This window comes from Vibrio cincinnatiensis DSM 19608 (assembly GCF_900167345.1).
In the GTDB taxonomy this organism is placed as follows: Bacteria; Pseudomonadota; Gammaproteobacteria; order Enterobacterales; family Vibrionaceae; genus Vibrio; species Vibrio cincinnatiensis.
Genome location: NZ_FUXB01000014.1, coordinates 39,152 through 51,414 on the forward strand (window position 1 = coordinate 39,152; position 12,263 = coordinate 51,414).

Sequence of the window (12,263 nt, forward strand, 5' to 3'; positions counted from 1 at the left end):
AGAGCTCTGCGGGGCAATCAATATCACTGCATAGTGCGAGCAAAGCGGTTAAGCAGCCTCTCACTTTCAGTTTTCACTTTATTTAAGCTTTCTTTAACAGAAGAACGCCCCGCGAAGATATTGTCGAATTCACGATGCATCACTTCTCGAATTTGTGGGTAATAACCTAAGCGATACCCTTTGGTCCATTCCCCGGAAGGTAAACTGAGTTGTTTTACACCGACTTCAGCATCGGGGTGATCACGGTAATAGCCTGACGCTTTTGTCATTTCATAAGCGGCATTGGTGACAGGAACATAGCCCGTGGTTTGATGCCAATACATTTGAACTTCTGGGCGTGTTAAGTAAGCAAAGAAGGCGGCAACGGCTTTGTCTTCCGCTTTTGAATGGCCATTTAAAGCAAACAGAGCTGCGCCACCAATAAAGGTATGCGTGCCGTTTTTATTTAAGGATTGCCAGTAAGGTAAATAAGTGGTGCCAAAATCAAAATTGACGCGACTACGTAAACCCCCGAAAGAACCTGATGAACCCATCCACATTGCGACTTCTTGACGCTCAAAGGGGGTTTGGTTTGCATCCCAATTGCTGCCGTAATATTTAAAATAGCCTTTGTCTGACCACTCTTTCAATTTCCCAACATGCATTAACATATCTGGAGTATTCACCATAACGGTTGAAGACAGTGCTTGATAACCATTCTGCTGATCAGAGAGTGGAAGGTTATGACGAGATTTGAAGTTTTCGAACATGATCCAAGGCGTGAGAGACTGTGAAAATGCCGCATACCCTTGTGATTTGAGTTTGACGGCCAGCGCTTCAAGCTGTTCGTAGGTTTGTGGAGCATCACCTCCGACTTTCTTGAGAATATCTTTATTGTAATACAGCACAGGGGTTGAACTGTTAAAGGGCATTCCTACCATTTTTCCATTATTGTCCGCATAGAAGTTACGAACTCCCGCCAGATAGTCTTGGGAATGAAAGGAGTAACCCGAGTCAATCATAATATCTTGCACGGGCTTCGCCACACCCGGAGCATTCATGATGGTTGCTGCGCCCGCATCAAACACTTGTAAGATATTCGGGGATTGTCCTGCACGAAAAGCGGCAATGCCGGCGGTTAACGTCTCAGTGTATTCCCCTTTGTAAATAGGAGTAACCTGATAGTCATTTTGTGAGGCATTAAAATCAGTCGCCAGTTTATTGACCGTTTCTCCTAGCTGCCCACCCATTGCATGCCACCAAGTAATATTGGTAGCGGCGAAGCTAGTGCCTGAAAAGGAGACCGACAGTAGGCTCGCTAACCATAGCTTATTCATTTTTATTTCCCTTAGTGAGTTTCGAACGAGGCTGTTCTTGTTTCGTTTGATGCTATGGTGGCGGCAAAATGTGTCACATCCGTGGCTATTCCGTTGCATTGTAATGAAAGATTTATGTCACTAGGCGGTGTGGTTTATCTTGATTTTTACACGGCGAATGTCGGATGAGATAGCCTCGGACGAAAGTGGTGGGGAGTGGAACAACCGCTTCATTTGTCATTCATACTAGGGAGAGGATTGCCTTTAGTCCTTCTGTGACGTTATTAATAGATTAAATATTATTTTATTCGTCCATTTGCCTACTCGATACCTGACTGCTACTTTTTAAAATAGGCTTATATTCATTAATTCTCATATAGGCATTTCAAAGATTAAGAATGTAGCCAAATCTAATTATTAGAATAACGTCCGTTAGGCATAGGAAAATGATCAATGTTAGTGATTAGGCTTATCCCTCTGTTTATGCCTGTGCTCGTCTTGTCCGGCATAGGAATGGTTTACTCGGATCTCTCACTGTCAACCAGTGTCACTCTTTTTGTGGCTTCAATACTTAGCCTTAGCTATGCCGCTTGGAATTACGAAGCGTATATTCAGACAGTCAAATTGCAAAAAAAGCAAATTGAACATTTTTCCTCACAACAAGAGTCAGAGCTGGAATCTTTTCATTCTCTTGAACCTCTTTTTATTGAGTCTTTGCCTATTTGGTCTCGGCATATTGATTCTGCAAATCATCACTTAACGGAGTCGGTGGCTGAGTTGAGTGAGCAATTCACCCAGTTGGTTGAACGACTTTCTCATGCCTTATCATTAAAGGAAACAGGAGAACAAACACAAGATCACTCGATTCCACAAGAGATCAATCAATGTCGAATCATGCTCAATGGTGCGGTAGAAGCATTACGTTCAGGGCAAGTATTACGCCAACAAGTACTCGGTGAAATGAGAAATTTGGCTCAATACACCAGCGCACTGAAAAAAATGGCGAGTGATGTGGTGGGTATTGCCGAGAAAACTAACTTACTAGCGCTGAATGCGGCCATTGAATCGGCGCGAGCTGGGGAAGCCGGAAGAGGGTTTGCCGTTGTTGCTGATGAAGTTCGAAGTTTATCCCACCAATCCAGAGAAACCGCTAACCATATGACCGAACAAGTTAATACGATCAATTTAGCGATAGAGAAGGCTTGTGACATGGTGCATCAAGTCAATAAGGATGAAAATGATCAGATGAACCATACTGAGCAGTGTGTGGATGAAGTAATGAGCCATTTTCAGCATATGCTGCATACCTTAGAAGGGCAAACTCAAAGGTTAACCGAAGAAACCCACCAAGTTAAAGAGACGGTAACCCTCGTCATCATTCGTTTGCAGTTTCAAGACAGAGTAAGCCAAATTTTAGAGCAAATTAGCCTTAACTTGCAGGAATTGAGTGAGTCCATTGCGCTTGCTCAGCAGGATCGTAACCACCCAGTGGTCGGACAGCTCTCTCCCAAAAAATGGCTTGAAAAGATGAAAGCTAGCTACACCATGGTAGAGCAGCATCACGTTCATGGAGGAAAAAATCACCCCTCGAATGAGGAAAAATCCGTTCAATCAGATATTACCTTTTTCTAAGTAATTGAAGCCACCAACAAGGAGGTTTGAACATGAGTAAAACCATTTTAGTCGTGGATGATTCCGCTGCTATTCGGCAAGTGGTGAGCTTGTCTCTAAAAAGTGCTGGATACCAAACCATTGAAGCCATAGATGGTATCGATGCTTTGCGAAAAATTCAGGGTGTCAAAATTCATTTAGTGATCAGTGATGTCAATATGCCCAATATGGATGGTATTACGTTACTCAAAGAACTGAAGAAACAGCCTTCTACCAAGTTTACCCCCGTGATTATGTTGACGACAGAATCTGAAGCCACCAAAAAAGATCAGGGACGCCTAGCTGGGGCGAAAGCGTGGGTGGTGAAACCTTTCGTTCCTGAGCAAATGTTAGCTGCTGTGAATAAATTGATGCCAGCCTAGGAGGTGATGCATGCAGCTACTCAAAGAAAATGCCGAGCAGGTTCAGATTGCTTTGTCTGGTGAATTAACCATTTATCAAGGACAGGCATTGTATGAATTTCTTACTCCTTGGATTGAAAAAAACTGTGAGTTAGTGCTCGATATTGATCAGGTTACCGACCTAGATACTAGTATCCTTCAACTATTGCTGATGATTAATAAGGTGAAAGGGCAGCAACAGCAACGCTGTGTACTGAAAGGGGATAACCCATTACTGCACCAAGTGATTGAGACATTAGGGGCCAATAACATGGTGAGTCGGTTGGTGGTGCAATCAAATCTAGAATAAGGATAAGCGTATGGCGATGGATACGATGCTGTTAGCTGCTTTAGAGACTTATTATACCGAAAGCCGCGAGTTACTTGAGGCGATGGAACTTGATCTACTCGAGTTGGAAGCGGGGAATCACGATGATCTTTCAGAAAGGCTCAACGCGATTTTCCGAGCTGCTCATACGGTAAAAGGTTCAGCCGGTATTTTTAATTTAGATTCGATTGTCCACTTTACCCATAAAGTGGAAAGCTTATTAGAGCAATTAAGAACAACGCCATCATCACTTTCTGATGAGGTCATTGGCTTATTGTTTCGATGTCGAGATCATATGCTGCGTCTATTAGATGAAGCGCAATATCAGCAAGTTGATCATCAAGATAATGCACAAATCAGTACACTCTTAATGGCCGAACTTGATCAGCATCTCACGCCCTTTTCGGGGACGAATACGATTGAAGAGGAGAATATTGAACCGACAAACGCTCATTCTCCCAGTGCAACATCATTATCCACTTACTTCCTTTTTATCCGATTTCCAATGACCGCTTTACAAGATGGCATGGACCCGCTCTCTTTTTTCTCCTATTTGGCAAAGTTTGGGGAAATCGAGAACATTGTTCTAGATGACAGTAGGCTCCCAGATGAATGGCAAGCATTTGATCCAGAAAACCACTACTTAGCTTGGCAGTTATCTTTGGTCACCCACGCATCGGTCACTGAAATAGAGGAAGTCTTCGAATTCATTCGTGATGAAGGTGACGTCTGGGTTTTTACCGCAGAACAGTATACCCCTGAATGTATGGCAACGTTGCAACAACGAAGCCCGTGCAACCCATCGCATCTTCATTATTGTGGCCTATCTGAATTAGGTCCATGTCAGCCAACGGTGGTGATGACGCTAGATCCAACATCGCCTGTCACGGCTTTATCGAATGAAAAAGAAAAAAACAGGACGCCTAAAGCGCTTAGAGATACAAACCATCGTGATTCACAAAGCTTACGAGTTGATGCTGAAAAGCTGGATACACTGATTAATCTTATTGGAGAGCTGGTAACGGCAGGTGCTGGATGCGCTTTACAGGCCAGTCATTATGCTGATAGTGCAATGCAAGAATCTGTGTCATGTCTAAATGGGTTATTAGAAGAAGTCAGAGATGCGGCACTCAAACTCAGAATGGTGCCTGTTGGGACCACCTTTATACGTTTTCAACGTGTGGTGAGAGATGTATCGAAAGAATTAGGGAAAGAAATTCAACTAACCATTCATGGTGCGGAAACCGAGCTAGACAAATCTGTAATTGAAAAAATTGGTGACCCCTTAATGCATCTTATTCGTAACGCCATGGATCATGGTATTGAATCTCCTGAACAGCGAAAAGCATGTGGCAAACCGAGTACAGGGAATATCACCTTAAATGCTTATCATGATTCAGGAAATATTGTGTTAGAGATCAGCGATGATGGAAAGGGGCTAGATACAGAAAAACTGCGTCATAAAGCGGTGGAAAGAGGCTTAATTGATGAACAGAGTGTGCTTAGCCGAGAGGAAATCTACCAACTGATATTTGAACCGGGTTTCTCTATGGCAAAAGAAGTTTCAAATCTCTCTGGGCGAGGGGTGGGAATGGATGTTGTCCGTCGAAATATTCATGAACTACGAGGTCGGATTGAAATAGAGAGTGACGTGTTAGTGGGAACCACCATGAGATTAATTCTACCGCTGACCTTAGCGATTATTGACGGTTTTTTGGTGGAAGTGGGGCAAGAAGAGTTTGTGGTGCCGCTAGATTCTGTCAAAGAGTGTGTGGAGCTGAATCATCGTCTGGAAAAAACGAAGGAAAAAGTGAGCCATCACCTCAATTTAAGAGGGCATGTTTTACCGCTCATCGACTTACGTAAACAGTTCAATTTAAACCTTGGCGCACCTCGAAGACAAAATGTGGTTGTTGTACAAACTGGGGGGCAGATGGCGGGATTAATTGTTGATCGATTACTGGGGGAATTACAGACGGTGATTAAACCGTTAGGCCCTATTTTTAGCAATATCAAAGGGATCAGCGGTTCAACTATCTTAGGTAATGGCGATATTGCCCTTATTTTAGACATTCCGACGCTAACGCAACAAATCATTCAGCAAGAATATCAAAGATTGACCGCTTACTAGCATAAGGCTGTGGCGTGAAAGTACAGAAAACTATTTCTATCAGAGTAAGAACATGATGGTCATCACCTAAGTAAGGAATCTGGCAATGTTTAAGGATCTCTCAGTAAAAATTAAGCTCAGTTTATTAATTGGACTATTAGGCTTTTTATTAATCGGTGTTGGAGCCGCAGGATTACATGGCATGGGGAAAATGGTTGATGGACTACAAAGTGTTTATCAAGACAGAACTATCCCTATTGGTCAGTTAGGAGATATTAAAGCCCGATTTTTAAATAACCGTATCGCATTAGCGTTTGCTCAGCTTTATGACGATCAAGAAAATATCACCGCGCAAATTACGTTAGTAGAAAATAATCTAAAGCAAATTGATACTATTTGGACACAATATGCCAGTACAACGTTAACACCGGAAGAATCTCGTTTGGTTGCTCAGTTTGAACGGGATAACCAAGCTTTTGTTACTCAAGCGATTGAGCCGACCTTGGTTGCATTGCAAGCGAATGATATCGCTACGGCCACCTTGCTCGCCGCGCAGAAAGTTCGTCCTCTTTATACACCTGTGGCGCAAGTGCTTGATCAATTAATTGAACTACAAATTCAAGAATCGGCTAATGAGTACCAAAGAGAAACCGTTCTCTATGCGACGTTGCGAATGGTTTCTATCTCATCCATTGTCATTGGCCTCTTATTAGCGCTGGGGTTTGGTATTGCTCTTATTCGAGGAATATGTGTTCCTTTGGAAAGCGCTGTCAGATTATCTCAACGATTGGCTGAAGGGGATTTGACCGCAAGTATTGAAGTAACAAGTAAAGACGAAATGGGGCGGCTACTGAACGCCATGCAGCAGATGGTTAGAAAAATTTCGCAAATTGTTGGCGAAGTTAATGGAGCGAGTAATGCGTTAGCCTCTGCTTCAGAGCAAGTTTCTGCAACCGCGCAAAATTTAAGCCAAGGGGCGAGTGAACAGGCCGCTAGTGTGGAAGAGACGACATCATCCATAGAGCAGATGTCTGCTTCTATTGCCCAAAATACTGAAAATGCCAAAGTAACCAATGGTATTGCCAGTAAAGCAGCACAAGAAGCTAAAGAAGGTGGGGATGCAGTAACTAAAACAGTGGCGGCAATGAAATCGATAGCGGAAAAAATCAGTATTATTGATGACATTGCTTATCAAACCAATTTATTGGCATTAAATGCAGCGATTGAAGCGGCCAGAGCTGGTGAACATGGCAAAGGGTTTGCGGTGGTTGCCGCTGAAGTACGCAAACTGGCTGAACGTAGCCAAGTGGCTTCGCAAGAAATTGGCGAGGTGGCTAAAAATAGTGTGGCACTAGCAGAACAAGCCGGAATGTTGTTGGAAGAAATTGTCCCTTCTATCCAAAAAACGGCCGATTTAGTCCAAGAAATAAATGCGGCATCCATGGAACAAGCGACAGGTGCTTCGCAAATCAATCAGGCAATGGAACAGTTAAATAGCGTGACTCAGCAAAGCGCTTCCGCATCAGAAGAACTCGCCTCGACCTCTGAGGAAATGAGTAGTCAAGCTCAGCAGTTGCAACAATTAATGACTTTTTTTACTACAGAAAATTCTCGTGATATTCCAACCGAGAAAAAAACCAACAAGCAGTTAAAACCACAGCACGTTGCATCACTAAAGGATGATGACGATGCGGATTATGTTCGTTTCTAGGAGGCAGACATGAGTGTAGCAGCTGTAACGGTCAATGGTGAGAAGCAAAACAATGATCAGCAATATTTGACGTTTTTACTCAATGGTGAAATGTATGCGTTTGCCATCTTAAATGTCAAAGAGATTTTGGAATATGGGAAAATCACCCCCATTCCTAGAATGCCTAAATTTATTCAAGGTGTTATCAACCTTCGTGGTGAAGTGGTTCCGGTGATTAATCTTGCTCATCGCTTTAATATTGAAGTACAACCAATCACGAAACGATCTTGTATCGTGATTATTGAAGTGGAAACGGAAAATCAGCGTCAAGACCTAGGTGTCTTGGTGGATAGTGTCTCTGAAGTGCTTGATATCCCTAGTGCAGATCTCAGGGCTGCTCCTTCTTTTAGTTGCCAAATACGTATCGATTTCATTCGAGCGATGGGGCAGTTGCAAGATAACTTCGTCATCATTCTTGCTGAAGATAAAGTTCTTTCTGTAGAGGAGTTAGCCATGGTGACCAATGAATTAGTGGCGAGTTAGAGAGGAGAGTGTTTTATGCCGTTTCTTGAATCGGTTTCTCGAGAATGTTCTCTGCCTCAGAATCTCTCTGATCAGACATTTGTTCGCTACCAACGTTGGTTGTATGAAAAAGCCGGTATTTACCTCAATGACGGCAAAAAATCATTGGTGATAGGGCGGTTGAGCGCTCGTCTTCAGCAGCTTGGATTGTCTGATTGGAATGACTATTTTGATTTTTTTGCCTTATCTGCCCCAAGTGCTAGCAAAAAAGCAGAACAACAAGTGGTCATTGATTTACTTACGACTAATGAAACTTACTTTTTTCGTGAAGAGGCGCATTTTTCCTTTATTCAACAGTCCGTGATTCCGGAGTACATTGAAAAACCTCTCCGCTGCTGGAGTGCGGCTAGTTCCTCTGGAGAAGAAGCTTATTCACTGGCGATGTTATTAATGGAGCACTGTTATCAGCCTTGGCAAATTTTAGCAACGGATATTAGTAGCCGTGTATTGGATATTGCTCGTCGTGGTGTTTATCCCCTCAGCAGAAGCACCAATATTCCTCTTCATTATCTACAGAAATATTGTCTTAAAGGGGTTGGAGATAAAGCCAATGGTTTTAAAGTGAGCCGAACATTGCGCGAGAAAGTGAATTTTCAATCGGTTAATTTACAAGATAACTTAGCGCGTTTTGGTCACTTTGATCTCATTTTGCTCCGTAATGTCATGATTTACTTTGATGCACATTCTAAGCAACGGGTGATTGAGAATATTCAGCGCCAACTGAATGTCGGCGGATACTTATTTATTGGACATGCTGAAACGCTTCAGTCGGTTCGTTCTTCCTTGAAACTGCTCTCTCCTTCTATTTACCAAAAAGTTTAGTGCTACCCCAGCGTGACGATTGAGGCAGAAACACGGCTGATAAAAAATAAATGAGGGAAGTACGATGACATCTAAAAAGATAAAAGTGTTAATTGTTGATGACTCCGCTGTCGTTAGGCAAGTACTTAGCCAAATATTATTAGGGCAGCCGGATATTGAATTATTACCAGCAGCGGCCGATCCTATTTTTGCGATGAAGCGAATGCAGCAAACATGGCCGGATGTGATCATTCTGGATGTGGAAATGCCAAGGATGGATGGCATCACTTTTCTCAAAAAACTCATGGCAGAGCGTCCTACTCCCGTGATTATTTGTTCGACACTCACTGAACAAGGCGCACAAATTACCTTAGAGGCCTTACAAGCCGGGGCGTTAACGATCATTACAAAACCTAAAATGGGCTTGAAAGGATTTCTTGAAGAGAGTAGCAACCAAGTGTTGCAAGCGGTTCGTACGGCAGCCAAAGCACAATTAAAAAATTTATTCACTCTTCGACCTTCTCATACTCTTCAACCTCCGGCATTCGTTTCTGCTGGTTCTCCTTCCTCCATTAATTCATTGCTAAGCAGCGAAAAAATTGTCGTGATTGGAACCTCAACTGGGGGAACACAAGCATTAGAGTATGTATTAACTCACTTGCCAGCCCATGCACCGGGCATCGTGATTGTTCAGCATATGCCAGAAAAATTTACCGCAATGTTTGCTGAACGATTAAATAGCTTGTGCCAAATTACCGTGAGTGAAGTCAAAACGGGAGATCGTGTATTAGCAGGAAGTGCTTTGATTGCACCAGGTGGAAAGCACACTAAGTTGGTTCGAAGTGGAGCGCAATATAAAGTTGAAGTGTTTGATGGACCACCGGTAAACCGTCACAAACCCTCGGTGGATGTCTTGTTTCGCTCAGCGGCTCAGCAAGCCGGGAAAAATGCACTGGGAATCATCATGACGGGGATGGGGGATGATGGGGCGAGAGGGTTAAAAACCTTATTTGATGTAGGGGCGATGACGATTGCTCAAGATGAAGCCACCTGTGTAGTGTTTGGCATGCCAAAAGAAGCCATTGCCTTGGGGGCCGTTCGACAAATCAGCCCATTATCAGGAATCGTCAAACATATTTTGGTGCGAGAAGTGAAGAGCTTGGTATGAGAGATGGCTGAAAAATAGTGATCTACCGAAAATACAGTTGATAATGAGAGTTTTTATCAATAACATGTCACCATTCTTTCGTGGTAACAGATGATGATGATGAATTTGATAAAATCCAGCCTAATACTGCTTTCAGCGGTGTTCGTGCTGCCTTCTAACGCAAGTACACTGGATGACGCTAAAGCGATACAAAACCGCACGAATAGCCATTCAGCAACAAGTCAGAAAAAAATCGATAAAAGTTCAGCGCAAACTTTAGCCTTACAATCGGAAATTGAGCGCCTGAATGAAGAAGTGAATAATCTCACTATTTATCGAGATCACCTATCATCTTTGGTGGTTAGCCAAGAAAGTGAAATGGTCAGTCTTGAAGAACAAATTACTGAAGTCCACCAAACCCGGCAAGGTATTGTACCTTTGATGTATCGGATGATTGATGGATTAGAAACCATTATCGATCAAGATAAGCCGATTCGTCTTTCTGCCCGTCAAGAACGCTTAGCTCGCTTGAAAGCTTTGATGCCTCGCGCAGATGTCAGTGATGCCGAAAAGTATCGTCGTATTTTAGAAGCTTATCAAATTGAAATGGACTATGGCTCAAAGCTTGGTGTTTATCAAGATACCATCACGCTCACAGAAAATGATCGCATTGAAGCGGATATCCTCTATTTAGGTCGAGTGTCTTTAGTCGCTCGCAATCTTAATGGCACGCGTTATTGGTCTTGGAATCAAAACATGAAGCAGTGGCAAACTCTGCCTTCAAAAATGAAAGGTGACATTGATACGGCTTATCAATTGGCCTATCAACAAATTGCACCTACGCTACTTAATTTACCGGTATCACTTACAGCAGCGGAGGTGAAACAATGAAACTGACCCATTGTGTTTCTATGTTAGGGCTGGCGGCCGCTTTCATTTCACCGGCTTTTGCTACAACCGGGCTAGTTGAAAAAGCGCAGAGTGAAAATCGAGTTCAACGTTCGCATGACAGCCAACGTGAATCGACATTTATAAAAACAGAACAGTCACTGAGAGAGCAAAGAAATGCACTTCTTGCTCAACGTGATCGATTGCAAGAGGAAGCGGATAAACTGTCTGCTCGCTTTAGCAAAAATGAAAATAGCCTCGCTCGCTTAGAAGAAAAATTACGCCTAGAAACCGGGAGTTTAGGCGAAATATTTGGTGTTGTTCGTCAAAATGCAAAAGAGTTACAAGCCACTCAAATGACTTCAGTAACGGGAGTGGATCGCCAACATTATGCCGCTCTTGTTGACACGATTGTTGCTGCGAAGTCGCTTCCGTCGATGAAACAACTCCTCGGCTTATGGCAAGCGATGGAAGAACAGATCACCGCCAGTGGTGAAGTGAGCCACAGCTCCGTTGCGTTTATTGATGGGGAAGGTCGCCAGCAGCAAGTGGAGGCGATTCGTTTAGGGGCATTAGGGCTTGTGACCGAGCAAGGATATGTGAGTTGGAATTCCCAGCGCCAGGATGCGGTTGCGTATCAACAGCAACCGGATAATGGCCCTCGCTACTCTTCTTTACAAGCGCTACAACAAGGCAATATGGAAAACGTACTGCTTGATCCCTCTCGTGGTTTGTTATTAGAACAGCTGGCTTTTGCACCAACCATGAAACAACGACTCGAAGCGGGAGGGGTGATAGGTAACATTATCCTACTCTTACTGGGTGTAGGTTTGATTATAGCGATCTATCGTGGTATCACGCTTGCCGTGGCTCGGCAAAAAATCCAGCAGCAATTGAAAAATCCACATCAGGTTGGCAACAATCCGCTCGGTCGTGTGCTTTCGGTCTATAACAAAGAACAAACGCGTAGTGTCGAAGCATTAGAGCTGCGTTTATTAGAAGCGGTGGTCGATGAACAAACTGGGTTGGAAAAAGGGCTTTCCATGCTCAAGCTGCTGGCTGCATTAGCCCCAATGTTAGGACTACTCGGTACTGTAACAGGGATGATTGAAACTTTTCAGGTCATTACTCAGTTTGGTAATGGTGATCCTAAAGTGATGGCTGGGGGGATCTCCATGGCGCTAGTCACAACCGTTTTAGGGCTTGTTGCCGCCATGCCTTTATTGCTAGCGCACAATATGCTCAGTTCACAGGCGGAAAATATTCGTACTATCTTAGAAAAACAAGGCATTGGTTTGGTCGCTGAACAAGCCGAGCGTGAAAGTATGAATGCTGATATGAACAAAGCCGTCAGTCATGCTGCGTAAGGAA

General features: G+C 43.4%; 11 protein-coding genes. 10 read left to right on the top strand and 1 reads right to left on the bottom strand.

Going from position 1 to position 12,263, the window contains the following annotated elements; all coding sequences use genetic code 11:
- Window positions 1-23: 23 nt before the first annotated feature.
- Window positions 24-1,316: an extracellular solute-binding protein gene (locus B5D54_RS13145; protein WP_078927008.1), complete on the bottom strand. Its 1,293-nt coding sequence runs from the start codon at window positions 1,314-1,316 to the stop codon at window positions 24-26.
- A gap of 432 nt (window positions 1,317-1,748) precedes the next feature.
- Here B5D54_RS13145 and B5D54_RS13150 point away from each other — a divergent pair, with 432 nt between their 5' ends.
- The 10 genes from B5D54_RS13150 (at window position 1,749) to B5D54_RS13195 (ending at window position 12,259) form a co-directional block, all read left to right on the top strand.
- On the top strand, window positions 1,749-2,927 hold the full coding sequence (locus tag B5D54_RS13150; protein ID WP_078927009.1) for a methyl-accepting chemotaxis protein: 1,179 nt from the start codon (window positions 1,749-1,751) through the stop codon (window positions 2,925-2,927).
- A 32-nt stretch (window positions 2,928-2,959) separates the two neighbouring features.
- Window positions 2,960-3,328 (top strand): response regulator, encoded by a 369-nt coding sequence (locus tag B5D54_RS13155; protein ID WP_078927010.1) that lies wholly within the window; start codon window positions 2,960-2,962, stop codon window positions 3,326-3,328.
- Between the two features lie 10 nt (window positions 3,329-3,338).
- Window positions 3,339-3,656, top strand: coding sequence for an STAS domain-containing protein (locus B5D54_RS13160; RefSeq protein ID WP_078927011.1), 318 nt, complete (start codon window positions 3,339-3,341; stop codon window positions 3,654-3,656).
- A gap of 16 nt (window positions 3,657-3,672) precedes the next feature.
- The gene (locus B5D54_RS13165) at window positions 3,673-5,805 is read left to right on the top strand and encodes a chemotaxis protein CheA (RefSeq protein ID WP_078927083.1); all 2,133 of its coding nucleotides are present in this window, start codon (window positions 3,673-3,675) and stop codon (window positions 5,803-5,805) included.
- Window positions 5,806-5,890: 85 nt separating this feature from the next.
- Window positions 5,891-7,495, top strand: coding sequence for a methyl-accepting chemotaxis protein (locus B5D54_RS13170; protein WP_078927012.1), 1,605 nt, complete (start codon window positions 5,891-5,893; stop codon window positions 7,493-7,495).
- A gap of 9 nt (window positions 7,496-7,504) precedes the next feature.
- Complete coding sequence (locus B5D54_RS13175; protein WP_078927013.1) at window positions 7,505-8,017, top strand: chemotaxis protein CheW; 513 nt, start codon at window positions 7,505-7,507, stop codon at window positions 8,015-8,017.
- A gap of 15 nt (window positions 8,018-8,032) precedes the next feature.
- Window positions 8,033-8,878, top strand: a complete 846-nt coding sequence (locus B5D54_RS13180) for a CheR family methyltransferase (protein WP_078927014.1) — start codon at window positions 8,033-8,035, stop codon at window positions 8,876-8,878.
- Window positions 8,879-8,942: 64 nt separating this feature from the next.
- Window positions 8,943-10,025, top strand: coding sequence for a protein-glutamate methylesterase/protein-glutamine glutaminase (locus tag B5D54_RS13185; protein ID WP_078927015.1), 1,083 nt, complete (start codon window positions 8,943-8,945; stop codon window positions 10,023-10,025).
- A gap of 99 nt (window positions 10,026-10,124) precedes the next feature.
- Complete coding sequence (locus tag B5D54_RS13190) at window positions 10,125-10,895, top strand: DUF3450 domain-containing protein (protein WP_172459897.1); 771 nt, start codon at window positions 10,125-10,127, stop codon at window positions 10,893-10,895.
- A complete protein-coding gene (locus B5D54_RS13195; RefSeq protein ID WP_078927016.1) occupies window positions 10,892-12,259 on the top strand; it encodes a MotA/TolQ/ExbB proton channel family protein in 1,368 nt (455 codons plus the stop codon). The genes B5D54_RS13190 and B5D54_RS13195 overlap by 4 nt, the downstream gene beginning before the upstream one ends.
- Window positions 12,260-12,263: the final 4 nt, after the last annotated feature.

Bases quoted from the DNA above. Each gene is read 5' to 3' on its own strand.
- B5D54_RS13185 (WP_078927015.1), top strand. From the start codon at position 8,943: ATGACATCTAAAAAGATAAAAGTGTTAATTGTTGATGACTCCGCTGTC.
- B5D54_RS13150 (WP_078927009.1), top strand. From the start codon at position 1,749: ATGTTAGTGATTAGGCTTATCCCTCTGTTTATGCCTGTGCTCGTCTTG.
- B5D54_RS13190 (WP_172459897.1), top strand. From the start codon at position 10,125: ATGAATTTGATAAAATCCAGCCTAATACTGCTTTCAGCGGTGTTCGTG.
- B5D54_RS13170 (WP_078927012.1), top strand. From the start codon at position 5,891: ATGTTTAAGGATCTCTCAGTAAAAATTAAGCTCAGTTTATTAATTGGA.
- B5D54_RS13155 (WP_078927010.1), top strand. From the start codon at position 2,960: ATGAGTAAAACCATTTTAGTCGTGGATGATTCCGCTGCTATTCGGCAA.
- B5D54_RS13175 (WP_078927013.1), top strand. From the start codon at position 7,505: ATGAGTGTAGCAGCTGTAACGGTCAATGGTGAGAAGCAAAACAATGAT.
- B5D54_RS13160 (WP_078927011.1), top strand. From the start codon at position 3,339: ATGCAGCTACTCAAAGAAAATGCCGAGCAGGTTCAGATTGCTTTGTCT.
- B5D54_RS13195 (WP_078927016.1), top strand. From the start codon at position 10,892: ATGAAACTGACCCATTGTGTTTCTATGTTAGGGCTGGCGGCCGCTTTC.
- B5D54_RS13145 (WP_078927008.1), bottom strand. From the start codon at position 1,316: ATGAATAAGCTATGGTTAGCGAGCCTACTGTCGGTCTCCTTTTCAGGC.
- B5D54_RS13180 (WP_078927014.1), top strand. From the start codon at position 8,033: ATGCCGTTTCTTGAATCGGTTTCTCGAGAATGTTCTCTGCCTCAGAAT.
- B5D54_RS13165 (WP_078927083.1), top strand. From the start codon at position 3,673: ATGGATACGATGCTGTTAGCTGCTTTAGAGACTTATTATACCGAAAGC.